The sequence below is a fragment of the Flavobacterium resistens genome, assembly GCF_900182645.1.
GTDB classification, from domain to species: Bacteria; Bacteroidota; Bacteroidia; order Flavobacteriales; family Flavobacteriaceae; genus Flavobacterium; species Flavobacterium resistens.
The window spans coordinates 127382-153224 of record NZ_FXTA01000004.1 but is presented as its reverse complement, the minus strand read 5'-3'; the positions used below and the strand labels follow the sequence as shown (position 1 = coordinate 153224).

Annotated in this window: 20 protein-coding genes; 6 read left to right on the top strand and 14 right to left on the bottom strand. The window is 34.2% G+C overall.

The features are described 5' to 3' along the window. Positions 1-6: 6 nt before the first annotated feature. The 11 genes from FN795_RS15470 to FN795_RS15420 all read right to left on the bottom strand — a co-directional run bounded on the left by FN795_RS15470 (position 7) and on the right by FN795_RS15420 (position 14633). Entirely contained in the window at positions 7-870 is an 864-nt protein-coding gene (locus FN795_RS15470) for a TraB/GumN family protein (protein ID WP_142451430.1), read from the bottom strand. Positions 871-927: 57 nt separating this feature from the next. Further along, positions 928-1122, bottom strand: coding sequence for a hypothetical protein (locus FN795_RS15465; RefSeq protein ID WP_142451429.1), 195 nt, complete (start codon positions 1120-1122; stop codon positions 928-930). Positions 1123-1312: 190 nt separating this feature from the next. Beyond that, positions 1313-2449, bottom strand: a complete 1137-nt coding sequence (locus FN795_RS15460; RefSeq protein ID WP_142451428.1) for an aminotransferase class I/II-fold pyridoxal phosphate-dependent enzyme — start codon at positions 2447-2449, stop codon at positions 1313-1315. 77 nt (positions 2450-2526) lie between these two features. Beyond that, positions 2527-3165: an NAD(P)-dependent oxidoreductase gene (locus tag FN795_RS15455; protein WP_142451427.1), complete on the bottom strand. Its 639-nt coding sequence runs from the start codon at positions 3163-3165 to the stop codon at positions 2527-2529. A gap of 211 nt (positions 3166-3376) precedes the next feature. Next, entirely contained in the window at positions 3377-3658 is a 282-nt protein-coding gene (locus tag FN795_RS15450; RefSeq protein WP_035652883.1) for a F0F1 ATP synthase subunit epsilon, read from the bottom strand. Between the two features lie 80 nt (positions 3659-3738). After that, a complete protein-coding gene (atpD, locus tag FN795_RS15445) occupies positions 3739-5250 on the bottom strand; it encodes a F0F1 ATP synthase subunit beta (RefSeq protein ID WP_035652881.1) in 1512 nt (503 codons plus the stop codon). A gap of 232 nt (positions 5251-5482) precedes the next feature. After that, entirely contained in the window at positions 5483-7057 is a 1575-nt protein-coding gene (locus FN795_RS15440; RefSeq protein ID WP_142451426.1) for an SGNH/GDSL hydrolase family protein, read from the bottom strand. A gap of 96 nt (positions 7058-7153) precedes the next feature. Further along, positions 7154-9943, bottom strand: a complete 2790-nt coding sequence (locus tag FN795_RS15435; protein WP_142451425.1) for a TonB-dependent receptor — start codon at positions 9941-9943, stop codon at positions 7154-7156. Between the two features lie 304 nt (positions 9944-10247). Further along, a complete protein-coding gene (gene glmS / locus FN795_RS15430) occupies positions 10248-12098 on the bottom strand; it encodes a glutamine--fructose-6-phosphate transaminase (isomerizing) (RefSeq protein ID WP_035652875.1) in 1851 nt (616 codons plus the stop codon). Positions 12099-12107: 9 nt separating this feature from the next. Then, positions 12108-13808, bottom strand: a complete 1701-nt coding sequence (locus FN795_RS15425; protein ID WP_142451424.1) for a DUF4270 domain-containing protein — start codon at positions 13806-13808, stop codon at positions 12108-12110. 18 nt (positions 13809-13826) lie between these two features. After that, the gene (locus FN795_RS15420) at positions 13827-14633 is read right to left on the bottom strand and encodes a glycogen/starch synthase (protein ID WP_035652871.1); all 807 of its coding nucleotides are present in this window, start codon (positions 14631-14633) and stop codon (positions 13827-13829) included. Positions 14634-14711: 78 nt separating this feature from the next. Between FN795_RS15420 and panC the strand changes: the two genes are divergently transcribed. The 5 genes from panC (at position 14712) to FN795_RS15395 (ending at position 20656) form a co-directional block, all read left to right on the top strand. Next, positions 14712-15590 (top strand): pantoate--beta-alanine ligase, encoded by an 879-nt coding sequence (gene panC, locus FN795_RS15415; RefSeq protein ID WP_035652868.1) that lies wholly within the window; start codon positions 14712-14714, stop codon positions 15588-15590. Between the two features lie 14 nt (positions 15591-15604). Further along, a complete protein-coding gene (panD, locus tag FN795_RS15410) occupies positions 15605-15955 on the top strand; it encodes an aspartate 1-decarboxylase (protein ID WP_035652866.1) in 351 nt (116 codons plus the stop codon). A 200-nt stretch (positions 15956-16155) separates the two neighbouring features. Next, a complete protein-coding gene (locus FN795_RS15405; RefSeq protein ID WP_142451423.1) occupies positions 16156-17310 on the top strand; it encodes an alpha/beta hydrolase in 1155 nt (384 codons plus the stop codon). Next, positions 17310-18671 carry a DNA repair protein RadA gene (gene radA, locus FN795_RS15400; RefSeq protein WP_035652862.1) on the top strand — a complete coding sequence of 454 codons (1362 nt, stop codon included), beginning with the start codon at positions 17310-17312 and terminating at the stop codon, positions 18669-18671. The genes FN795_RS15405 and radA overlap by 1 nt, the downstream gene beginning before the upstream one ends. Positions 18672-18691: 20 nt before the next feature. Next, a complete protein-coding gene (locus FN795_RS15395; protein ID WP_142451422.1) occupies positions 18692-20656 on the top strand; it encodes a transglycosylase domain-containing protein in 1965 nt (654 codons plus the stop codon). 142 nt (positions 20657-20798) lie between these two features. Here the strand turns inward: FN795_RS15395 and FN795_RS15390 are convergent, their stop codons facing one another. From FN795_RS15390 to FN795_RS15380, 3 genes are all read right to left on the bottom strand, one after another. Beyond that, positions 20799-21836 (bottom strand): aldo/keto reductase, encoded by a 1038-nt coding sequence (locus tag FN795_RS15390; protein WP_142451421.1) that lies wholly within the window; start codon positions 21834-21836, stop codon positions 20799-20801. 249 nt (positions 21837-22085) lie between these two features. Further along, positions 22086-23030, bottom strand: a complete 945-nt coding sequence (locus FN795_RS15385; protein WP_142451420.1) for an OmpA/MotB family protein — start codon at positions 23028-23030, stop codon at positions 22086-22088. 120 nt (positions 23031-23150) lie between these two features. Next, positions 23151-23912, bottom strand: coding sequence for an exodeoxyribonuclease III (locus FN795_RS15380; RefSeq protein ID WP_142451419.1), 762 nt, complete (start codon positions 23910-23912; stop codon positions 23151-23153). 120 nt (positions 23913-24032) lie between these two features. Between FN795_RS15380 and FN795_RS15375 the strand changes: the two genes are divergently transcribed. Next, entirely contained in the window at positions 24033-25835 is a 1803-nt protein-coding gene (locus FN795_RS15375) for a GNAT family N-acyltransferase (RefSeq protein ID WP_035652842.1), read from the top strand. Positions 25836-25843: the final 8 nt, after the last annotated feature.

Here is a 25843-nt window from a genome sequence, read left to right as displayed (position 1 = left end):
ATAGTTTTAATTCATTACTGGTTTTACACTATATCCTGCTTTTCTCAATAAATTAATCACTCCAAAATCACCACCCAAATGCGCCACACCAAATGCAAAAAAGACACTTTCTTTTTTCATCATTTCCGGCATTTCTTTTACCCAGTTACTATTTCTTTTGTCTAAGATAACTTTATTTGTTTTCTCTCCTGCCTTTTTCCCATCGGTTGTAGCATTATACAATTCCGTTATATTTTCGTTTTTATAAAATGCAACAGTTTTAGCTGTTTCGGAGGTATTCAATTCGGCTAGCATATTAATAAGTTCATCATCACTATAGGCATTTTCTAATATTGCTGATTGCCCTTTTACGGTTTCAAAACCACTAATTTCGATATTCCTCTTTTTAGCCTTTTCAATAAATTCCATCTCATAAAACTTAATATCATTACAGCCAAACGTTTTTCCAGAAATTAAACTCATTATTGTTGCCAAGCTATAAGCGTCTAATTGTTTTACCGACATTCCTGTAGTTTGTTGTAAAATTGCATCCAATTTAGCCAATTGTGCTGCATTTAATTTTTTACTCAAAGGTTCTTTTCCCATCATCATTTGCTGTGCATCTACCATTTCTTTAGGATCTGCAAAATTAATTTCAAGAACCAATTCACTCGAAGCATCAAATGCACTTTTTGTTTTTTCAGAAAGAAAATAATCTACGGAGCAAATCGTATGAATTGTTCCATAAACATAAGAAGGTTTTTCTAATCCGTTTCCTGAAACTTCCCACAGAAGGGAGTTTTCTAGTTTTGAAGAATTTGTTTGCGCTTGCGTAGTAGCGCTAAAAACGAATAAGATTATTACGATTGTTGATGTAAATAAATTTTTCATAATGTTGATTGATTTTGATTGTTTGATTTTTTGATTGATGACTGAAACCCGCTGTTATTACTTCATGTTTTTTTTTCGCTGCCAGGAAGCAATTGAAATCACAAATAAACAAATCATTACAATAAGTGTTTCTGTTCTTGGTTTATCTAAAATAAAATGGTTCACTAAAGTGTACCCTAATCCGAGAGAAGTACAAAATATAAATGCAAAGTTGGAAGTTCTCTCTTTTTTTGAAGTTGATTGTGTTTTCATAATTATTTTGGTTTATTTGATTACGGCTCGTAAGTAATCGAATAATCAAAACGTTACAAAAAAATTTAAACTTTTTTCAAAAAGTGAGGAAATATAAGGCTTGAGAAAGCAAATGTTTTTTTATTCTATCGAAGAACATAAGAAAGACACTCAAAAACAACGCTGTCAATCTTCTCGAAATAACCTAATCTTAAAATACAAAATCTCGAAGTAATCCTAAAATCTGGCTAATTTCTTCTTGAGAATTATAACTGTGAATACAAAAACGAAGACGTTCCTGACCTTCAGGAACAGTTGGAGATAAAATTGGTTTTACATCAAAACCTTTATCCTGTAGTTGCTGAGCAATGCGTTTGACATTTTCATTGCCTGGAACAATTGCCGATTGAATTGCCGATTTGCTTCTGACAAACATTGGCTTTAAACCCAATAAATTTTTCTGTTGATTAAAGAAAATTATATTTTGGCGAAGCTCATTAATTGTTTCTTTTTCAATTTCCAAATGTTGATAAGCAACCAAAATTGTAGCAACAGAATGCGGAGACAATCCTGTCGTGTAAATAAAACTTCGGGCGAAGTTTACTAAATATTCAGTCAATTCGGGACTTCCCAAAACAACAGCTCCATGACATCCGAGACCTTTTCCAAAAGTCATAATTCGGGCAAAAATTCTATTATGCAATTGAAGATGTTGCATGAGTCCTTCACCTTTTTCTCCAAAAACACCTAAAGTGTGCGCTTCATCAACAACTAAATAACAATTGTATTTTTCCGATAACTGTACTAATTCTTCCAAATTCGGGCTATCGCCATCCATTGAAAAAACAGTTTCAGTAACTATGTAGATATTGGTATCAGGAAATTTTAGAATCAAACGTTCTAAATCTTCAAAATCATTATGATTGAATTTGTATGATTTCGCATTCGACATTACAATTCCATCACGAATAGAAGCATGACTTAATTCATCATACAAAATAACATCATTTCGTTGCGGTACAGCACTAAAAAAGCCCGCATTGGCATCATAACCCGAATTAAAAATTAAAGCCGATTCAGCATCATGAAATTGCATTATAAACAATTCTGCAATTTGGTACAAAGAATGATTACCTGAAATCAATCTTGAACCTGTCGCTCCATTCTGAATTATTTCATTTTCAATTAAGTAATGATGAGCCTGTTTAAAAATAGATTCCGATTTTGAAAATCCAATATAATCGTTTGAAGAGAAATCGACAAGATTATTAAAACTTGGCAATTTTCTTAACGAATTATTTTGCTTCCTATTTTCAAGCTTTTGAATAAGATTTTCAGGTAATTTCATGAAAGCAAAGTTATGAAATTGAAATTTGATATAAACAAACAGCGGGATTTGATGTTCCCGCTGTTTTCTAATTTACTCTAAAAGGCACTTATAAAAGGCGACTTGCAACTATAATTTGATTCGGTGATTTCTTTAACCATAAATCGAGCAATATCAAATGCGCTGATTTTATCTCCCAGACAATCTTCAAGATTTACTGCAATCTCCGAACTATTATCATTAAATTCAATAAACGGAACCCGAACTAATGTCCAGTTACTATCGCTTTGAACTAAAAGATCATAAGCCTTTTGACGATCTTCCTGAATTATTGGAAAATTAGCTTTCATCCAATCAGTTGCCATAATCGTTTTTGGGCTTTTTTTATCAAATGGAGTATCGATGTTAAGACCAGCAAGAAGAACATAACGATTAATTCCATGTTCTTTCATGGCCTTCAAGACATGTTTTGTAACCGTACTTGCAACAAGAGGCTCGTCTTTTCTTTGACCAATTGTACTTACAACATCCTGACAGTCTTTTAGCAATAATTGTATGGATTCAAAATCGAGCGCATCACCCTGAATAATTTCAATTTTAGAATTTTGAATTTCGAAATTTTGAGGATTTCTTAGTAAAAGTTTTAAACTAAATCCTTCATTTAATAACTGGTCTACAAGAAACTTTCCAGTTCTTCCGCCACCGCCAAGAACGGCAACTTTTGATATATTTTTCATGATATTCTTTATAAAATTTGACATAAATAATTTACGCCTTATCAGATTGATAAAACGAAACTGCAAAAGCTTACTGAGCTTTTACATCCTAATCAATATTTTATAAAGAGATTTTAATAATTCAAAAGTAAAAAATATTTTTCAAAAAGATTTAAAATAAAAAAAGCCAAACAAAATTGTTTGGCTTTTAAAACTTGTTTTGAAATTGTTATTAGTCAACTAAAACAATTACTTTATTATCTTTCATTTCGATTGTACCTGACGTAATCTCTAATGTATAGGTTTGGTCATTAACTCTCACAAATTTACTTGCTACCTCTTTAGAAAAATTAAAGCTTGATGCTGCAATTTTTATAGTTCCTTTCTCAAGAATAGAAACAATAGGAGCGTGATTATTTAAAATCTGAAAGCTTCCATCAACTCCAGGAACCGTAACTGAAGTTACTTCTCCCGAAAATAATTTTGCTTCTGGTGATACTATATCTAAAATCATCTTTTTTTAGTTGAGATATAAGTTATGAGTTATAAGTGAGATGATACTCATAATTTATAACTCATAATTCATAATTAATATTAAGCTTCAGCTAACATTTTTTCTCCAGCTTCGATTGCATCTTGAATAGAACCTTTCAAGTTGAAAGCAGCTTCTGGAAGGTGATCTAACTCACCATCGATAATCATGTTGAAACCTTTGATAGTATCTTTAATATCAACTAATACACCTGGAATACCTGTAAATTGCTCTGCTACGTGGAATGGCTGAGACAAGAAACGTTGTACACGACGTGCTCTTGATACAGAAAGTTTATCTTCTTCAGATAACTCTTCCATACCTAAGATCGCGATGATATCTTGTAATTGTTTGTATTTTTGAAGAATTTCTTTTACTCTTTGTGCACAGTCGTAGTGCTCGTTTCCTAAAATTTGAGGAGTCAAAATTCTTGAAGTAGAATCTAACGGGTCAACCGCTGGATAAATACCTAGCTCAGCAATTTTACGAGACAATACAGTTGTTGCATCTAAGTGGGCGAAAGTTGTAGCCGGCGCCGGGTCAGTTAAGTCATCCGCAGGAACGTAAACCGCTTGTACAGATGTAATAGATCCTTTGTTTGTAGATGTAATACGCTCTTGCATAGCACCCATCTCTGTCGCCAAAGTTGGTTGGTAACCTACTGCAGATGGCATACGACCTAAAAGTGCTGATACCTCAGAACCTGCTTGTGTAAAACGGAAGATATTATCAACGAAGAATAATACATCTTTACCTTGGTCAGATCCAGCTCCATCACGGAAATACTCAGCGATAGATAATCCTGAAAGTGCCACACGTGCACGAGCTCCAGGTGGCTCATTCATTTGTCCGAAAACGAAAGTAGCTTTAGACTCTCTCATTCCTGGCATATCTACTTTAGATAAATCCCATCCTCCATTTTCCATAGAGTGCATGAAATCATCACCATATTTAATAATTCCTGACTCTAACATCTCACGAAGCAAGTCATTTCCTTCACGTGTTCTTTCACCTACTCCAGCGAATACTGAAAGTCCACCGTGACCTTTTGCGATATTGTTGATCAATTCCTGAATCAATACTGTTTTACCAACACCAGCACCACCAAACAATCCAATTTTACCTCCTTTTGCATAAGGTTCGATCAAATCGATTACTTTAATACCTGTGAATAAAACTTCAGATGAAGTTGATAAATCTTCAAATTTAGGAGCTTGTCTGTGAATTGGCAAACCATTTTCTCCAGTTTTTGGCAATTCGCCTAAACCATCAATTGCATCTCCAACAACATTAAATAAACGTCCATATACATCTGGACCGATTGGCATTTGGATTGGATTACCAGTTCCAACTACTTCATATCCTCTTGACAAACCGTCTGTAGAGTCCATAGAGATTGTACGAACAGTGTTTTCTCCAATGTGAGATTGTACTTCAAGAACTAATAATGTTCCATCTTTTTTTGTGATTTCTAATGAATCATAAATTTTTGGAAGTTCAACATCTTTACCGTTGAAAACTACGTCAACTACTGGTCCAATGATTTGAGCAACTTTTCCTATTACTTTTGACATTACTTATGTATTTATTAAATAGCTATTTAGGTTTATCGAAAATACCTCTTTTTTCAGAGCGCAAAGATAATTTTTTAAAATATAAAATCAATTTTTTTTTCATAAAAAATACCATGATTTTGTTTGATTCCTAAAACTTAGGCCTCAAATAACTAAAATTGCATTTTTTAGCTAAATAAAAAAAGCCACTTCATTTTAAAAACGAGTGGCTTTTTACTAAAAAAAATTGGCATTATTGTATTACTTGCGGGTATTGAATTGGATATGTAGCCAAATCAACATGACGCAATGTAGAACCATATTTTGCATTGATTGCATCGACGAAAATATTAGCGATCAAAGCATAACCTCTTGCACTTGGGTGTACTCCGTCTAAAGAGAAAGCTCCACCTGTAGCAAAAGAAGAAGACATAACGAAATTTCCAAATCGAATACCTCCACTTGACAATTGTGTCAACGTTGCTTTTGTATCAACGAAAGCAAGATCTTTTGCTTTAGCAACTGACTCAATAGTTACGTTATAAGCATCAGTAGCTTTTTTAACCTCTGCTATTTCTGTTGGAACCAACACATGTTTATCCTGCAATGGATATGTTATTCCAAATTTGTCCAAAGGTGCCGGCGGTGCAATTCCTAAACCAGAATTCGCAGCAGTTGGAGCAGTACCGATATCAGCTCTTGTTGTTAAAACTACCAAATCAGTAGCTTTAGCTTGTCTTGCTTGCCCAAACACAGTACCATAAAAAGCAGCTGTTTGCGCTCCTAATGTTGGAGTGAATGCCGCAGTTAGTTGTGCTGATAAGTTAGTCAAACTTTCATCTTTTATTAAAAGCGGAAGATTTGCAGCTGTTTCAGATAATAAATTAATCCTGTCTCCTGCACCAAAAGCAGTCAATGCTTGTTTTAGCGGACCATATAATTGAGCGTTCAACGCCTGTATTGTTGCTTTACCCACTGTTTCATTACCATTCCCAAGAATTTTCGCCGTAAGCGGATTGTAAGGAACTGTTGTAAAGTAAGGCAGAGCCGTAATGTATGGCAAATTTGCTACCACTCCTTTTGCCCCTTTAGCAGTCAAACTTGTAGCTAAAGCATTATATGCATTCGCAAACACAGTTGGATCTGTAATGTCATTTCCTCCATATGTTGCTGGGTTTGTATTTCCTGTTTGATCTTTTCCTACTCCTCCCGAAGTTGCATAGGCTAAAACATCATTTCCACCAATAAACAAAGAGAAAAAAGTTGGATTTTGCGCAACTGCATCAGCCAAAACCGATGTTGTAGACGAACTAGCAAATCTAGCAAAATAAGGATTTGCAGCACCAGTAGCAACTCCGGCAACATTTCCATAACCAGCAGCTAATAAGTGAAAACTTTTTGCACCCGGAACACCTAAGTTACCAAATGTACCTGTAAGATGCGTAGTAACTTCTGTTGTTGGTTTTCCTGGTACGTTTGTCGGAGTTTGAGTTTGTCCAACAAAATATAAACGTGTTCCAGCAATTACGTTTCCGCCCAACAACAATCCTCCTATATTATCATTTGCTAAAGGACTTTTAAATTCTCCTCCTCCAGCAGCAACAAATTGTTGTGCTAAAATATTAGGATACGCATTACTCTGTCCTTTTATAAACAAAGCATTATCACTATATCCTGCAGCAAAAGAATCACCAAGCGCCACATATTTAGTTAAAACTGCAGACCCAGGAACAACCGGCACTTCTGCTGGCGCATCACTTTCGTCATTATTACATGCTGCCATAAAGGTTAAAGAAACCAATAAAAGCATTTTTATATTTTTTTTCATGTCATTTAAAATTTAAAAAATTAATACTTCCCTCTACTTCATTTTCAATCGAAAGAATAGAAAGAAAACCTACTTCATCAAATTAACTTCTTTTAATTATGGATTAATTGTCCAAGAAGCAAACCACATCTGACCAATTGCTCCGGCACCAATTACCTGAAGATAATCTTTTCCGAAAAGGTTAGTTGCTCCCACTTTAATAACTGATTTCAGTTTTGGAAGACCGTAATTAACCTGCGCATCAAGAACTGTATTTTCCGGAATCATTCCATCTCCGAAAGAAGATTGCCATAAATATTCTGTGTTCCATCTCACATTTACATTAAATCCTAAATTTTTAGCCACTTTTGCGTTTCCTAAAGAAGCTTTGATTCTATGTTTTGGTGTATTAAATCCAGCCACGAAACTAGGATCTTGAGATTGATCGAAATCAAACTGTGCATAATTATAATTAACACCGAATTCAAAATCTTTATATACTTTTTTAGACAAACCAACTCCAAAACCAAATGATGTAATCTGTGCAGTTGTATTTGTGTAAACCTGATAAACTCTTCTGTCACCAAAAGCAAGTGCAGCATAAGTCATTTGTACATTTGGATCAGCAGCATTTGTTCCTACTGTTCCATAGTAAGGAGAAATTACTCTTGCAGTATTCATAAAATCATTATAAATGTTGTAGTAAGCATTCAAATCGATTGATAAATCATTTTGAACTACAGAACGATATCCTGCCTCAAAAGCCTGAACTTGTTCTGGTTTTACTAACCCAATATTTGCAACTACAAGATCTGCCGGATTAGCAGACGCAGCAAATGCCTGAACAGAAGCCACAGTATAAGCATTATGATATGCATTTTGGCCTGACAAATTCACTGTAGCAGGAGCTCCAGCAGCCTGACCCGCTAAACTAACTGGCATTGTCTCTTGAAATCTGTCTAAGTTTTCAGGTGCAGAACCAATTAAAGCGAATGGTCCTAAATCTAAACCAATATATTGATCCTGTGTTGTTGGGTTACGGAAACCTGTTTGATAAGACACTCTGAAGTTATGTCTTTTAGATTCACCTGCAGCATATGTAAACGAAACTCTTGGTGAAATCTTACCATCAAAATTCTGGCTTTTGTCATAACGCAAAGATCCTGTAAATTTCAATCTGTCTTCTAACCATTTTTTCTGCAATTGTGCATATGCCCCATATTCTTTATACTCAATTGGACCATCATAATCTGTAAAGATTGTTCCTTCTGAGTCCATAATATATTTTCTCCAAGAACCTCCTACTTGAATTTCTGCCCATTTAACCATATCTCTAAAATTATAATTCACATCTGAATGGTATAATTTTGAGTGATCGATAAATTTTGCTCCCTGAGTCAAATCAGGATTAGCGATAACTTTTGCAAGTGCACTATTGAACTGTGCTGAACCTGGCTCAAATCTAGGAGAACCGGTTGGCTTTGGAAGAAAAGAAAGCGCAGGAGGAAGAATATTGTAATCAGCAAAATTTCTTGCAATTGCAGCAGATTCATTTGCATTTGTTCCCATTACAGCTCCAGAATATTGATAAGCAGTCGCATAATTTGTAAACCATTCTGTATCTGATTTTGCAGATCTGTTTACGTTCCATGCCGCAAATCTCATATCATAAGAATCCCCGGCATCTTCACTAGTAAAATAAACTCTACCAAAGAAGTTTTTACCTTTTACCTCAAATTTACCTTGTTGCATTAAGAAATCTTTCAAAGCATATCTGTTTGCTCCTTGGTAAATTGTACTTCCTGTACCAATTTTATATTGCAGAATAAATTCAGTATCATCTTTCCAAGGTTTGAAGTGCGCACTGAAATCGGCTTTCATACTTTTAACTTTATTATCAGTTAAATCTTGTTCGCGATATCCAGTTCTACTTACTTGCCCAACATTTGGAATAAAAGTAGTAACCTCGTCACCATAGATATTTAATCCATCATAATTCTGATTCACTGCATGACTATCACCTCCGCTTGTCATACTTCTTTTGTCAGCAGCAATCCACTCCGTAGCTTCCATATAAGTGAAATTAGCTTTCAAGGCAAAAGTCTCTGTGAAAGCTTTTGCAGCTCTAATTCCAAAATCATTGTAATCATTAGTTCCGGCTGCATCCTGAGATGTTTGACCGTATTTATAGTAAACACTAATTCCTTCATTAGTAAAAGGGCTTTTACTATTCATAAACATAATACCGTTAAAAGCATTTGCACCATAAAGAGCTGAAGAAGCTCCAGGCAAAAGCTCAACACTAGCCACATCAATATCTGAAACACCAATTAAGTTACCCAAAACAAAATTTAGTGCTGGTGATGAATTATCCATTCCATCAACCAATTGCATAAAACGGGTATTTGCTACGGTTGCAAAACCACGTGTATTTATTGATTTGAATGAAATACTACTGGTATTAAAATGCACCTCTTTCAAATTCTCTAAACCATCATAAAATGTAGGTGCTGTCGTGTTTTTAATTTCCTGAATTCCCATTCTTTCAACAGTTACGGGAGATTCGATGATTCTTTCAGGAGTTCTTGAAGCAGAAACCACAATTTCATCCAATTTAGTCTCTTCATCTTTCAATACTACATCAATTTTTTGACTTAAAGACGTAACACTAATTGTTTTAGTTTCAAAACCTACTGCTGAAACCTTAAGAGTAAAAGGTGGTTTAGAAGCAGTATTCAATTTAAAAGTACCGTCAAAATCAGTTGAAGTTCCACCTGAACTTCCCACTATGTTGACATTGGCACCAGGGATAGATTGTTTGTTACTATCGGTAACAGAACCAGTAATTGAATTCTGCGCAAAGGAAACGCCGCAGAAAAACAACATAATCAGCAAATACACTCTCATTTGGGTTAGGTTTTTGGTTAGTTTATCTAGCCAAAATACAAATATTTTTGATATTAATAAAAAAACGTTAAAAAAAATTAATATTACGCATTAAAATTGTTAGTATTTTAACTTTTTCACATTGTGTTTTATTCAATTAACAGCAACAACGAGGCTTTTCAAATCTTAAATAGTATGCATACATATAAAATTTAATTAAAAAATTGAGGATTTAATAAAAATAACGGGGTCATAAAAAAAATTCGACAATAAAAAAAAGCGAGACCTAAATCTCGCTTTTTTAACATTTATATATTTTAAATAATTACTCTACAGTAACTGATTTTGCCAAATTTCTAGGCTGATCTACATTACAACCTCTCATAACAGCAATATAGTATGAAAGTAATTGTAATGGAATTGTAGTAATAAGTGGTGATAATGCATCTGAAGTTTCAGGAATTTCGATTACATAATCTGCTAATTCACGAACCTGAGTATCACCTTTAGTAACAACCGCGATGATTTTACCACTTCTAGATTTAATCTCCTGAATATTACTTACAATTTTATCATAATGACCTTGTTTAGGTGCAATTACAATAACAGGCATATGCTCATCGATCAAAGCAATAGGACCGTGTTTCATTTCAGCAGCAGGATATCCTTCTGCGTGAATATATGAAATTTCTTTAAGCTTTAAAGCACCTTCAAGAGCAACTGGGAAGTTGTATCCACGACCCAAATAAAGACAGTTTGGTGCATCTTTGAAAGCTGCAGCAATTTCTTTTGCTCTATCATTTGTTTCCAATGCTTCAGCAACTTTTTCAGGAATGATTTCTAATTCTTGTAAATAAGTATGGAAATCAGTATTTGACAAAGTTCCTTTCGCTTTTCCTAGTCTTAAAGCAATCATCGTTAAAACTGTGATCTGCGTAGTAAATGCTTTAGTAGAAGCTACCCCAATTTCTGGTCCGGCATGTGTATAAGCACCGGCATGGCTTTCTCTTGAAATAGATGAACCTACAACATTACAAACTCCAAAAACAAAAGCACCATTCTCTTTTGCCAATTTGATTGCTGCCATTGTATCAGCCGTTTCTCCTGATTGAGAAATTGCAATTACAACATCATCTTTGTTTATAATTGGGTTTCTGTATCTAAATTCAGAAGCATATTCAACTTCAACTGGAATACGTGTAAACTCTTCAAAAATGTATTCTGCTACTAAACCTGCGTGCCAAGAAGTACCGCAAGCTACAATAAGAATACGTTTTGCGTTTAAGAATTTTTCAAGATTATCTTCAACACCAGCCATTTGAACAATTCCTTCATTTGCATGAAGTCTTCCTCTGTAAGTATCTTTAATTACACTTGGTTGTTCGTAGATTTCTTTCAACATGAAATGGTCGTAACCTCCTTTTTCAATCTGCTCCAAGTTCATTTGAAGCTCCTGAATATAAGGATCAACTAACGAGTCGTCTTTAATTTTTCTAACTTTAAGAGGTTTGTGCAATCTAATGTTTGCCATTTCACCATCTTCAAGATAAATTGCATTAGAGGTATATTCAATAAACGGAGAAGCATCTGAAGCAACAAAATATTCACCGTCACCCACACCAATTGCCAAAGGGCTACCTAGTCTTGCAGCAACAATTTCATCAGGATTTTTTTTATCAAAAACTGCAATTGCATAAGCTCCTACAACTTGATTTAAAGCAATCTGAACTGCTTTTCCTAACTTAATATTTTCATTTTTCTGAACTTCTTCAATCAGGTTTACTAAAACTTCTGTATCTGTATCCGATTTAAAAGTATAACCTCTCTTGATTAATTCTTCTTTAAGCGGTGCATAGTTCTCAATAATTCCGTTATGAATTATCACCAATTCACCAGAATTAGAAAGATGCGGATGTGAATTCACATCATTTGGCACTCCGTGTGTTGCCCAGCGCGTATGCCCTATACCAATCGTTCCGTTTGTTGCTAAGTTATCTTTCGCTTTAGCTTCAAGATCCGAAACCTTACCTTTTGTTTTACAAAGTTTTACTCCGGTTTCGTTGTCAAACAACATTACACCGGCACTGTCGTAACCTCTGTATTCGAGTCGTTTTAATCCCTTGATAACAATAGGATACGCCTCTCTATGGCCAATATATCCAACAATTCCACACATATATATTTATTAATTTGGTTTCGTGTAGTAAATTTCAAGTTTCAGTCTTTTATCATCTGGAACAGAAGATTTCCCTCCGTACAAAATAGTTCCTAATGGCCCCATAACTGATCCTCTTGGCGCTGCTGTAAAATATACATCAGGATTTGTTCCAATCTTAACCTTATTCTTCAGTCTATTTGAAGTAATCACACCAATATCTTCAGTAACAACTAAACCTAATTTTACATTAACAGTTGTTGTATCTTTAATAAGATTTCGAATATGATTGGTAATTCTTACCTTATAATAATTTCCTCTTTTAGTCGCTTCATCAATATTGATAATACCACCAAAAATATATTTTGTAGCTTTAGGATCACCTGTAAGTGCACCAGAAGTACCATCAGAATAATCAATCAAAGGTATGTTATTAGTCAAATCATACAAATAAACTCTTTTAGGTTCATCTGCCTGTACATTCCCACTACCTTTCACGCCCATTTTTTCAGTATCAATATTGAAAACTAAATTTGCCTCATTTACCAATCCTTTTTTAGTTCTGTAAGCAAGCCTCAATTCATCCAATACATCAGAAACTCCGTTTGGCTTATTCACCAATTCTCCTTTCTTATTATATCCAATTAAATCTTTTTTATCAAAAAGTTCTATTACTGCAGCAGATCCCTGCCCTCCTTTAATATAAAGACGATCATCGCCTTCTGTTCGATTTATATTTGCATCAGCTATTGCATTCGCATAATTGGCATTCTTCGCATCTTGCTGAAGACTAGCTGTAGCACCAGTCAAGTTAATCGTGATACTCTTATCCTCCGTTGTCGTGTCAGGATCTGTAGTAATTGCCGTTTTTGCCTTATATTTAATGACAATTTTACCTGCTGTTGCAAAATTAATCAAAGCTAAGTTTGCAGGATTTGCTCCCGATCTTGCTACTTTGAAATATAATCCTCTAAAATAATCCTGGAATACATTTGCTGATGATAATTTTTCTGCAGGAGCATTTAAAATTTTATCCATGAAGAAGGCTTTATCTAACATCAAGCGCATTTCCGGCGCTACTTTAGTCAAAACCACTTTTCCGTTAGCATCTATAGTCCTGTCCGTTATTTCAGCTTTATTAAAAAAGAATTCTGTATTTTGACTTTTACTACTTGAGTTATTAAGTTTTGCACCAATATTACCGTCAAAATCTGCATTATCATTAGCGCTTGTATAATACAATTGAGGCAATTGAGTACCATTATCAAAAAAACTATTGCGCATTGCAACTTTGGACTCATAGATACTTAAATCGATTTTTCCGTCAGCAGGCCCAAAAACAGAATCTAATTCAAAAGTACGCTTACCATCAGCATCAGTAGATACTACATGGCTAAAATAAGGAACACTCAAATATACACTATCAATAACAGCACCTTCGCCAATTGTTGGCGCATATTCTGACAAAGCAACCTGAGTAACATAACTTCCTGTTGTTGTACCTAAAACCGGATTATCATAAATACCCAAAGCATTTATTGCCAATCCGTTTGACTCAATAGGCGTTACTTCTTGGTTATAAGCCAAAACATCATATTTTTCAGGTGTCAAATCAAAATGATTATCTCCAATTAAATCATCACCAATCGCATTAAAATCTCTATCGCATGAATATAAAAAAACTACCGTTGCAGCTACTAGAATTTTCTTAATAAAAGAAGTATTGTACATTTTTAAAATTAAAGTTAATTAAAGACCCATTTTTCTATAGAAATTTGTATACGCTTCAGCGAATGCATCTTTCGGGGTGAAAGGTAAAAAAGGTTTTCCTGAAGATTCTATAAATTTTGTTAAACTTGGGGAAACATTTTCAGAGGCAATGATTACTGCATCTGAGTGTAATATACTTGCTTTTAAAACATTCTCATAATTTGGAACTTCCAAGTCAGAAACAGATTCATGCGGCACACCATCAAATTTAACTTTGTTGATCATCTCCATGTCTAAGTTTTCATCAAAAGATTGTCCGTAGACTGATGTAACGATTTTAGTTTCTGAAAACAAAGCTTCATTTTTATAATAATGCTTCATATAAATAGGAAGCATTGCTGCCAACCATCCGTGAACATGAATGATATCTGGAACCCAGTTCAATTTTTTAACGGTTTCAACAACTCCCTTAGCAAAAAAGATTGCACGTTCATCATTGTCAGGATACAACGCACCTTCTTCGTCAGCAAAAGTTGCCTTACGCTTAAAATACTCATCATTATCAATAAAATAAACCTGAATTCTTTCTTTTGGAATTGAAGCAACTTTAATAATCAATGGCATATCTAAGTCATTCACTACCAAATTCATTCCAGAAAGCCTGATCACTTCGTGTAATTGATGTCTTCTCTCGTTGATATTTCCATATCTTGGCATGAAAATTCTTATCTGACCTCCTTGATCGTTAATCATTTTAGGAACGTCATAAGACATTAAAGAAACCTCATTTTCAGCCAAATAAGGCACGACTTCAGATGATACATATAATATCCTCTTATCTTTCATAATAGTATTTTACTTAATTTTTGGTAATAAAAACGTCGCAAAATTACAAAATTTTATGCAGTTTATAACTAATATATTATGTTTGCACTAAATTTTAATAATACTGCCATGCATATTTTTTACGGTAAAGTAGCTTTGATAGCTTATTTAAAAACTATCAAAACCGCAAATTCAACCATCGGATTTGTACCAACCATGGGAGCTTTACACCAAGGGCATCTGGCTTTAATGCAACGATCACTTAAAGAAAACGACGATACCGTTGTAAGTATTTTCGTAAACCCTACTCAGTTTAATAATCCTGAAGATTTAGAAAAATATCCTCGAACTCTTGAAGAAGATGTAAAAAAAATGAGAGGATTAAGTGACAAAATAATTTTATATGCTCCTTCAGTAGAAGATATTTATGAAGGAAATACAATTTCGCAATCCTTTGACTATGATGGTTTAGAAAATCAGATGGAAGGAAAATTCAGACCCGGGCATTTTAACGGAGTCGGAACAATTGTAAAACGCCTTTTTGAAATCGTAACGCCTACAAATGCTTATTTTGGAGAAAAGGATTTTCAGCAACTACAAATTGTTAAAAAATTAGTCGAAAAAAACAATTTACCTGTAAATATTGTTGGCTGCCCAATTTTCAGAGAAGACAATCTTTTAGCGATGAGCTCTCGAAATGAGCGCTTAACAGCGGAAGAAAGAAAAGAAGCTGCCATAATTTATAAAACCTTGACAGAAGCAAAAGAAATATTTCAAACTAAATCACCTCAAGAAACCATTCAATTTGTTGAAGACGCTTTCAAAAACAATGAAAGATTTGAGCTGGAATATTTTGTCATTGCTGACGAATCAACATTATTATCAATTGATCATAAAATTAATGACAAAAAATACCGTGCGTTTATAGCGGTATTTGTTAATTCTATAAGGTTAATTGACACCATTTCATTAAATTAAATTACCTTTGCTCCATGCAAATTCAAGTTATAAAATCAAAAATTCATCGAGTAAAAGTTACTGGTGCCGATTTAAATTATATTGGCAGTATTACTATTGATGAAACTCTACTAGAAGCTTCAAATATTATTGAAGGCGAAAAAGTATCTATTGTTAACATTAATAATGGCGAGCGTTTTGAAACTTATGCTATAAAAGGCATAAAAAATTCGGGCGAAATCACACTTAATGGTCCTGCCGCAAGAAAGGTTCAAAAAGACGATATCATTATTATCATTTCATATGCGACCCTGGAATTTGAAGAAGCCAAAACCTTCAAGCCATGGATTATTTTTCCAAATGAAAACGATAATTCGTTAACATAAAACAATAAATTAATCCTTATTTTTACTCACAGTTTGTTCAAAATATTTTGTACAAACAGATTTTCTGTTGCCTAAAATCAAAAAAATAAGCGTAGGAAATCATTGCTTTTTTTTAAGTCCCAAAATACCAAAAAGCAAATAAAGTATTATATTGCCATACAATTTCCAATACTTTTTAATTCACTGAAATGCCACCAATCATGAAAAAAGTCTACCTACTGCTTGCATTCATATCTGTTTCTGTTTTTTCTCAGAAAAAATTCGATAATATAAAATCTGAAAAACTGGGAGAAGAACGAAGAATAACAATTGGGCTTCCGCCATCTTATGATGAGAAATCGGATAGAAAATATCCTGTTTTATATCTTTTTGATGGAGATTATTTATTTGACCCGTTTTCGGGAGCAGTAAGTTATGGCGCATATTGGGATGATATTCCGGAAATGATTATTATTGGAATACATCAAAATAAAGACGGCGAACGTGAAGACGATTCGACAATCGATCAAAATGAAGGTCTGCCTTTTGAAAAAGGAGCGAAATTCTTTGAATTTGTAGGTGCTGAATTAATCCCGTACATCGAAAAAAAGTACCATACTGCGCCTTTCAGAATTATTGCAGGCCATGACATAACAGCGAGTTTTGCGAATTTTTATTTATATAAAGAAGAGCCAATTTTTAACGCATATATCTGTTTAAGCCCAGAACTTGCACCAAAAATGGAAGTTAGAATTGCTGAGAAATTTGCAAAAATCCAAAAACCAATATTCTATTATCTTTCTGCAGGAGAAGGTGATAATAAAAGAATTAAAGAACCTATTGAAAAACTGAACAGCAATATTAAGGTTGCCAATAATCCGTTAGTGAATTTTAAATATGATGTATTTAAAGGCGCAACGCATTACACTGAGGTTTTACATTCAATTCCGAATGCGTTATATCAAATTTTTGAATCGTACAGACCAATTAATTCTGCTGAATACAATGAAAAAATTGCAGTTCTAGAATCTGGCTATTCAGATTATTTAGAAAAAAAATACGCTACAATGTCTGAAATTTTAGGATTTCAGGTTCCGGTAAGAATGAGTGATTTCAAAGTAATAGAAAATATTATTTTGAAAAAAAATGCTTATGATGAATTAGGAAAAATGGCGGAAATTGGAAATGTAAATTATCCAAAAGCCATGTTAGGAGAATATGAATTGGGCTTGATGTACGAAAAAATGGGCGACCCAAAACATGCTTCAAAAAAATACCAAAATGCTTCTCAAATGGAGCCAATCGGAGATTTGAACAAAGATTTGATGTATGAGAAAATCGACGAAATGAATACGCTTGCTAAAAAAACTAAATAATGTCAAAAGTTAAAACTTCCTTTTTTTGCCAAAACTGCGGCACCCAATATTCTAAATGGCAGGGGCAATGCAACGCGTGCAAAGAATGGAATACAATTGCTGAAGAAATTATTCAGAAACAAGAAAAAGTGGCTTGGAAAAGCGAACCAACTTCAACAAACAAAGCACCAAGACCTTTAAAAATTGACGAAATTGATTCGGCTCAGGAAATCCGAATGGATACAACCGATGGCGAATTGAATCGTGTTTTAGGAGGCGGAATTGTTCCGGGATCTTTAACGCTTTTAGGCGGAGAACCTGGAATTGGAAAAAGCACACTTTTACTTCAAATCTCATTAAAATTACCTTATAAAACTTTATATGTTTCCGGCGAAGAAAGTCAGAAGCAAATAAAAATGCGCGCCGAAAGAATTACACCAAATAGCGACAATTGCTATATTCTGACGGAAACAAAAACGCAGAATATCTTCAAACAAATTGAAGCCATTCAGCCGGAAATTGTAATTATCGATTCCATTCAGACTTTACACACTGATTATATCGAATCGACAGCAGGAAGCATTTCTCAAATTAGAGAAACCACGGCCGAACTGATCAAATTTGCCAAAGAAACCAATATTCCCGTTATTTTAATCGGACATATTACCAAAGACGGAAACATTGCCGGACCAAAAATTTTGGAACATATGGTCGATACCGTTCTTCAATTTGAAGGCGACAGAAATCACATTTACCGAATTTTGCGTTCACTGAAAAACCGTTTTGGTTCAACATCAGAACTCGGAATTTATGAAATGCTCGGAAGCGGTTTGCGTGAAGTAAGCAATCCCTCTGAAATATTGATTTCTCATAAAGACGAAGAATTATCCGGAACTGCCATTGCAACAACACTTGAAGGCATGCGTCCGCTGATGATCGAAATTCAATCATTAGTGAGTACAGCAGTTTACGGAACTCCACAAAGAAGCACAACGGGTTATAACGCCAAAAGATTAAATATGATTTTGGCCGTTTTGGAAAAAAGAGCCGGCTTCCGACTTGGAGCTAAAGATGTTTTCTTGAACGTAACAGGCGGAATTTCTGTAGATGATCCAGCAATTGATTTGGCTGTTGTCGCAGCAATTTTATCATCAAATGAAGATATTCCTGTTGGGAAAGGTTTTTGTTTTGCCGGCGAAGTTGGGCTTTCGGGCGAAATTCGTCCTGTAAATCGTGTAGATCAACGAATACAGGAAGCCGAAAAATTAGGCTTTGACACTATTTTTGTTTCTAAATACAATAAAATTGCTTTAAAAAATACGGGAATCAAAATTGAACTTGTGGCAAAAATTGAAGATGTTGCGAGTATTCTTTTTGGTTGATTTCTGATAAAAATACCACTATGAATTTTCCAAAACAAAAAATATACAAACTCCTAAAAATACTTGCCGTACTACTTGTTTTACTTTGCATCGGACTGTATTTTTTTCGTGATTCGCTTTTAAAACAAGCCATTGCAAAAGTAAAACACAAAATGGCAGTGAGTTACAATAGTGATTTTTCTGTAAAAGAAGCTTCTTTCGACGGCTTATCAAGCATTAAATTAACCGATGTTATTTTAGTTCCAAAAGGCGCTGACACACTTCTTAAAATTGAAAAAATTGAAACTAGTGTCAGTTTAAGCAATTTATTGATTGGTGATGTTCAGGTTGGAACTTTGAAAATCAACAATGGCTATATTCAATTGGTAAAAAAAGGAAAAATCAGAAATTTTGATGCTTTCTTAAAAAGAAACAGTGATGATTCTGAAAAAAGTGAAAAACGCAAATACGGCGCTTTTGCTTACCGAATTATTTCAAAACTCCTAAATCTGGTCCCGACCGACATGCATTTAGAGAAATTTCAATTCAAAATTGATGACAATGGAAAAACAGCGTCAATAGCAATTGATAAATTAGTTTTAAATGATAAACAACTCGAAACTAATCTTCATGTTCAAAGCAAAAATTTCGATCAGCGCTGGAACATAAAAGGTTTTGCCGATCCGAGAAATGAAAAAGCCGATATTCGATTCTTCAATTTAGATACAGGCGCTATTCGCGTTCCTTATTTGGACGAACGTTATAGCTTAAAAGCCAGTTTTGATTCCATTAGACTGAACGTCGAAAAAATTGACAAAAGCGGCAGTGAACTTCACATTGACGGCTTTACTTCTATCACCAATTTAAAAATCAATCATCCAAAAATCGCCAGCAAAGATGTTGTAATCAAAAATGCCCGTTTTGATTACCGATTTTTATTAGGAGATAATTTCATTTCGATAGACAGTACCTCAACAATGCAGTTGAACAAAATCAAAGTAAAACCTTATATTTCATATGATACAGAAGAAGATACGGTTTATACTTTGAAAGTAAATATTCCAAAGATGAAGGCGCAGGATTTTATCGTTTCGCTTCCTGACGGATTATTTACGCATTTTCAAGGAATGCAGGCAACTGGAAATTTTGATTATAAACTCGATTTCAAATTCAATAAAAACAAACCAAACACACTTGTTTTTGACAGTAAACTCAACAAAGAAGATTTACGAATTACAAAATACGGCGAAGCCGATTTAAACAAACTAAATGGTGAATTTGTTTATCGTGCGATAATTCAAAATGTATTGCAACGCCCAATTTTGGTTGGAAATGCAAATCCGAATTACACGCCTTTAGACCAAATTTCGCCTTATTTGAGAAAATGCGTTTTAACGACTGAAGATCCATCATTCTTCTCACATCGCGGTTTCATTAATGAAGCCTTCAAGCAATCGATTCTTAAAAACATCAGAACCAAAAAATTCTCACGCGGTGCAAGCACGATCAGCATGCAGTTGATTAAAAACGTCTTCCTGACGCGTGAAAAAACGCTTTCGCGAAAGCTAGAAGAAATCTTATTGGTTTATATTTTAGAAAACAACCGAATTGTAAGCAAAGAAAGAATGCTGGAAGTATATTTCAACATTATCGAATGGGGACCAAATGTTTATGGAATTGGCGAAGCGAGTCATTTTTATTTTCAAAAAAGCCCATCTGATCTAAATGTAGATGAATGTTTATACTTGGCAACTATAATTCCGAAACCGAGAAAATTCATGTATCAATTTAATGATCAAGGCAATTTGAAAGATTATGCAATTAAAAATCAGAAGTTTTTAAAGAATTTAATGTTCCGCCGAGGTTTGTTAGTTCCTGAAGATACGCTTGGTCAATTGCCGGTTTATATTTCAGGAAGTGCGCGTTCACTGATAAAAATCAAAGCTCCTGATTCAACTGCAGTTAAAAATGATTCGTTGGCTGTTGATGATGAATTTGATTTATAATTGTAGTAAAGTTTAACCGCAAAGTTCGCAATGCTTTGATTAAAAAAATAATGGTAAAGCACACAAAGATTTTCCTTTTATAAGTTGAAAAACTTTGTGTGCTTTGCGTAAATCTTAGCGAACCTTACGGTTAAATAATACTTTAAGGCGCCGGATCAGGAATTATAGCCTGAACAGCATCAATCTCAGCAAGAATTTCTTTCGAAAGGACTACATCAATTGTGTCAATATTTTCTTTTAATTGTTCCAATGTTGTTGCGCCAATAATTGCACTTGTCAGGAAAGGCTGCTGCAATACAAATCCCATCGCTAATTGCGTTAACGTTAAACCATGTTTTTTAGCGATTTCCTGATACAATTTAGTCGCTTGAGTACATTGATCACTATTGTAACGTTTATATTGCGGAAAAAGATTAATTCTCGCTTTCGGATGAGCTTCTCCTGTTAAGAATTTCCCTGTCAAAACTCCAAATGCCAAAGGCGAATATCCTAATAAACCAACATTTTCATATTTTGAAACTTCGGCTGAATTCACTTCAAACAAACGATTCAATAAAGAATATGGATTTTGAACAGTTTTGATTCTTGGCAAATTATTGTACTTGCTTTCTTCCAAAAGACGCATCATCCCCCATGAATTTTCGTTTGAAACTCCAATGTGTTTAATTTTTCCTTCTTTAATTAATCCATCGAAAGTTTCAAGGATTTCTCTAAAATTATCTTCCCAAACATCATTATGTCCATGAAAAGCGCGCTGTCCGAAATTATTGGTTTTTCTTTCCGGCCAATGCATTTGGTATAAATCGATATAATCTGTCTGAAGTCTTTTCAAACTGTTTTCAACTGCATATTTAATACTTGCCGATGAAAAATCCAGTTTCTCACGCATGTAACCAAAACTTGGATTTGGACCTGCAATTTTAGATGCTAAAACAATTTTATCGCGATTTCCGGATTTCTTAAACCAGGTTCCAATTATTTTTTCTGTACTTCCATAAGTCGCTTCACTCGCCGGAACCGAATACATTTCGGCTGTATCAAAAAAATTGACTCCGCGTTCTAAAGCATAATCCATTTGAGCATGCCCCTCGGCTTCTGTATTCTGCTGACCAAAAGTCATTGTTCCGAGATTAATTTTACTAACTTTTATATCGGTGTTTGGTAATGTAGTGTATATCATATTTTTTAAAAGGTTCTAAGATGCTAAGTTACTAAGATTCTAAGTTTTCTTATTTTTGAGTAATAAAGCTTCAAAGTTACGAAGCGATTGGACAAAGCAAAAGAAGACAAAAGTTAAAAAAAGAATAAGATTCTTTTTTAGATACTAAGTTGCTAAAATTTTCTTTTCTGAAATAAAAAAAGGCTCAAAGTAAAACTTTGAGCCTTTTTAAAAATCTTAGCTTCTTAGCAACTTAGAACCTTAGCATCATTAATTAATACTATTAAGCATCTCCGCAATCTCATCTAATCTTGGTGTTAAGATGATTTCGATTCTACGGTTTTTCGCTTTTCCTTCCGGAGTTGCGTTGCTTGCCAACGGAGAAAATTCGCTTCGTCCTGCTGCCGTAAGTTTTTGTTTGTTGATTTTTGTATTTTCACTTAAAATTGCCACAATTGCAGTAGCTCTTTTTGTAGATAAATCCCAGTTGTTTGCAATTGGTCCAGAACCAGCATATGGATCATCATCTGTATGACCTTCAATTAAAACCGAAAGATCTGGATTATCGCCTAAAACTTTTCCAAGTTCTACAACTGCTTTTCTTCCTTCAGTTCCAACAGCCCAACTTCCTGAATTGAAAAGCAATTTGTTTTCCATAGAAACATAAACTTTTCCGTTTTTCTGTTCAACTGTCAAACCTTTTCCTTCAAAACCGTTTAAGGCTTTAGATAAAGTCTCTTTTAGTTTACGCATTGATTCTTCTTTAGCAGCAATCATATCTTCAAGCTCTTTCAATCGGTTTGCTGTTTTGTCTAAACGCGCTTGTTCATCTGCCAGCTTTTTAGATTTTGCTTCTAATTGTGCTAACAACTCGCGGTTTTTAGCCATATTGCTTTCTAATGCATCGTTGCTGTTTTTTTCTAATGCATTATAAGAATCCTGCAATACTTTATATTTTTTTTGCTCCGCTGCAAGATCAGCTTTTTGTTTTGCAAGATCATCTTTTGTACTTGCCAAATCTTTAGTCAGTTTATCTTTGTCTAATTCTAACTGATTTTTTGCAGTTTTTAAATTCGCATTTTCATCTGCAATAGATCGGCTTTCCTTTTTTAAATCTGAATATTTTGTTTCAAGATCATTGTAAATCTTTTTGGATACACAAGAAGTTGCAGACAAAGCTAAAACTACTAATCCAATGGAGGCTTTTTTAATCATTTTACTTTAGGTTTTTATTTGGGGCTTTATTAATAATTCAAAAAAATCTTGTTCAAAGAACACATTTTCAAACTTGTTTTCTTTAAACCGATACATTCTTAACAAGAACAATACCAAACTTTAATCGATTTCGACTAAAACCGGGCAATGATCCGAGTGAACAGCATCTGGAAGAATAACAGCTCGTTTTAAACGGTGTCCCATCGAATCGCTCACTAAATTGTAGTCAATACGCCAGCCTTTGTTATTTCCTCTCGCTCCGGCACGGTAACTCCACCAAGAATAATGATGAGGATCTTTATTGAAATGACGGAAACTATCAATAAAACCTGATTTCATAAAAGCATCAAGCCACGCACGTTCTGCAGGCAAAAACCCAGAAACTGTTTTATTTCGAACAGGGTCATGAATATCAATTGCTTCGTGGCAAATATTATAATCTCCACAAATAATTAAATTCGGAATCGTTAATTTCAGTTCGTTGATATACGTTTGAAAATCGTCCATAAACATAAATTTATGATCCAGTCTTTCAATATTAGTTCCTGACGGAAGATACAAACTCATCACTGAAACATCTTCAAAATCAGCACGAAGATTACGCCCTTCAAAATCCATATGATGAATTCCTGTTCCGTAAACAACTGATTTCGGTTCTATTTTAGATAAGATTGCAACACCACTGTAACCCTTTTTGGTTGCCGGATAATAATATTGATAAGGATAGCCAGCGGCCGTTATAGCTTCAACCGGAATTTGATCCTGTGTTGCCTTAATTTCCTGAAGGCAGATAACATCTGGGCTAGCCGCTTGTAGCCATTCGATAAATCCTTTAGTAATTGCTGCGCGAATTCCGTTTACATTATAAGAAATAATTTTCATCTTGGTAATTTTTTTAGGATTCCAAATGTAATAAAAAAGTGGAAAGTTTATAATTGAATAAAGGAAAAGTAGAGTTTTTTGTTATCTTTGTTCGCTACTCTAATAATTTAAAAATAGTACATGGGTTTAGTTACCGCGAAAGAAGTTGCAAAGGCAATAAATGTTGATAAGTACGGAGTATTCGGTACTTTTTCAGGCTGGATTCTTATGAAGGTTCTTAAGATCTCTACCCTTAATAAAATTTATGATCATAATAAACATTTAGAGGATGTTGCGTTTCTAAACGGAATTTTGGATGAGATGGAAATCAAATTTGAAATCCCGGAAGAAGATTTAAAACGTTTGCCAAAAGATGGCGCTTATATTACCATTTCTAATCATCCGCTTGGAGGAATTGACGGTATTTTGCTTTTGAAATTAATGCTTGAAAGAGAGCCTAATTTCAAAATTATTGCAAATTTCTTATTACACAGAATTGTTCCACTTAAAAAATACATCATGCCGGTTAATCCTTTTGAAAATCATAAGGATGCAAAATCAAGCGTGGTTGGAATCAAAGAAACTTTACGTCATTTAAGTGACGGAAAACCGTTGGGAATTTTTCCTGCCGGAGAAGTTTCAACTTACAAAGATGGGAAATTAATGGTTGATAAACCTTGGGAAGAAGGCGCTCTGAAATTAATCAGAAAAGCCAAAGTTCCGGTTGTACCCATCTATTTTCATGCTAAAAACAGTAAATTATTCTATTGGCTTTCAAAAATAGACGACACTTTACGTACTGCAAAACTTCCATCTGAATTGCTTACGCAGAAAGACCGTGTTATTAAAGTCCGTATAGGAAAACCGATTTCTGTAAGCGAACAAAATGAAATTGAATCGTTTGAAGAATACTCAGAATTTTTAAGAAAGAAAACCTACATGCTGGCGAATCCTTTTGAAAAGGACACCAAACTTATCGATACAGCAAGCTTGAAAATTCCGAAAGCGCCTAAAAAAATTGTTACTCCGGTGAACGAATCGAAATTGATTGCCGAAGTTCAAGCTTTAAGAGATAATGATTCCCGATTTTTACAAAGCAAAAATTATGAAGTGTTTTTTGCAAAAGCAAAATCAATTCCGAATATCTTGCATGAAATTGGACGTCTACGCGAAATAACTTTCCGTGAAGTTGGCGAAGGAACAAACGAATCTATCGACCTTGACGAGTACGACCAGTATTACCACCATATGTTTTTGTGGGACGATGAAACAAAAAAAATCGCTGGAGCTTATCGAATGGGATTAGGTTCTGAAATTTACCGTAAATACGGCATCGAAGGTTTTTATCTTACTGATCTTTTCAGATTTGAACCTGAACTTCATGATATGATGAGCAAATCTATCGAGATGGGCCGTGCCTTTATCACTCGTGAATATCAGCAAAAACCAATGCCTTTATTTTTATTATGGAAAGGTATTATCCATACAACGCTTCGTCATCCTGAACACAAATATTTAGTTGGTGGTGTAAGTATTAGTAATCAATTTTCTGATTTCTCTAAATCATTGATGATTGAGTTCATGAAATCAAACTATTACGATCCGTATATTGCACAATATATCCATCCGAAAAAAGCATATAAAGTTAAATTGAAAGACGCAGACAAGGACTTTATTTTCGACGAAGCCGAATCTGATTTGAACAAATTTGACAAAATTATTGACGAATTAGAACCAGGAAATTTACGTTTGCCTGTTTTAATTAAGAAATATATCAAACAAAACGCACGAGTTGTCGCATTTAACGTAGATCCTTTATTCAACAATGCCATCGATGGTTTAATGTATATCAGAATTGCCGATATCCCGGAAAGCACTATGAAACCTGTTATTGAAGAATTTCAACTTGAGCTAGAAAGAAAACTATCTGAAAAAGAAGATTAATCAGAATC

What these genes read in the sequence shown, in the direction of transcription:
- FN795_RS15395 (WP_142451422.1), top strand. Translation starts at nt 18,692, where the DNA reads ATGAATTTTCCAAAACAAAAAATATACAAACTCCTAAAAATACTTGCC.
- FN795_RS15470 (WP_142451430.1), bottom strand. Translation starts at nt 870, where the DNA reads ATGAAAAATTTATTTACATCAACAATCGTAATAATCTTATTCGTTTTT.
- radA (WP_035652862.1), top strand. Translation starts at nt 17,310, where the DNA reads ATGTCAAAAGTTAAAACTTCCTTTTTTTGCCAAAACTGCGGCACCCAA.
- FN795_RS15380 (WP_142451419.1), bottom strand. Translation starts at nt 23,912, where the DNA reads ATGAAAATTATTTCTTATAATGTAAACGGAATTCGCGCAGCAATTACT.
- FN795_RS15440 (WP_142451426.1), bottom strand. Translation starts at nt 7,057, where the DNA reads ATGAAAAAAAATATAAAAATGCTTTTATTGGTTTCTTTAACCTTTATG.
- FN795_RS15385 (WP_142451420.1), bottom strand. Translation starts at nt 23,030, where the DNA reads ATGATTAAAAAAGCCTCCATTGGATTAGTAGTTTTAGCTTTGTCTGCA.
- FN795_RS15390 (WP_142451421.1), bottom strand. Translation starts at nt 21,836, where the DNA reads ATGATATACACTACATTACCAAACACCGATATAAAAGTTAGTAAAATT.
- FN795_RS15435 (WP_142451425.1), bottom strand. Translation starts at nt 9,943, where the DNA reads ATGAGAGTGTATTTGCTGATTATGTTGTTTTTCTGCGGCGTTTCCTTT.
- panD (WP_035652866.1), top strand. Translation starts at nt 15,605, where the DNA reads ATGCAAATTCAAGTTATAAAATCAAAAATTCATCGAGTAAAAGTTACT.
- FN795_RS15405 (WP_142451423.1), top strand. Translation starts at nt 16,156, where the DNA reads ATGAAAAAAGTCTACCTACTGCTTGCATTCATATCTGTTTCTGTTTTT.
- FN795_RS15420 (WP_035652871.1), bottom strand. Translation starts at nt 14,633, where the DNA reads ATGAAAGATAAGAGGATATTATATGTATCATCTGAAGTCGTGCCTTAT.
- atpD (WP_035652881.1), bottom strand. Translation starts at nt 5,250, where the DNA reads ATGTCAAAAGTAATAGGAAAAGTTGCTCAAATCATTGGACCAGTAGTT.
- FN795_RS15425 (WP_142451424.1), bottom strand. Translation starts at nt 13,808, where the DNA reads ATGTACAATACTTCTTTTATTAAGAAAATTCTAGTAGCTGCAACGGTA.
- glmS (WP_035652875.1), bottom strand. Translation starts at nt 12,098, where the DNA reads ATGTGTGGAATTGTTGGATATATTGGCCATAGAGAGGCGTATCCTATT.
- FN795_RS15450 (WP_035652883.1), bottom strand. Translation starts at nt 3,658, where the DNA reads ATGATTTTAGATATAGTATCACCAGAAGCAAAATTATTTTCGGGAGAA.
- FN795_RS15375 (WP_035652842.1), top strand. Translation starts at nt 24,033, where the DNA reads ATGGGTTTAGTTACCGCGAAAGAAGTTGCAAAGGCAATAAATGTTGAT.
- panC (WP_035652868.1), top strand. Translation starts at nt 14,712, where the DNA reads ATGTTTGCACTAAATTTTAATAATACTGCCATGCATATTTTTTACGGT.
- FN795_RS15460 (WP_142451428.1), bottom strand. Translation starts at nt 2,449, where the DNA reads ATGAAATTACCTGAAAATCTTATTCAAAAGCTTGAAAATAGGAAGCAA.
- FN795_RS15455 (WP_142451427.1), bottom strand. Translation starts at nt 3,165, where the DNA reads ATGAAAAATATATCAAAAGTTGCCGTTCTTGGCGGTGGCGGAAGAACT.
- FN795_RS15465 (WP_142451429.1), bottom strand. Translation starts at nt 1,122, where the DNA reads ATGAAAACACAATCAACTTCAAAAAAAGAGAGAACTTCCAACTTTGCA.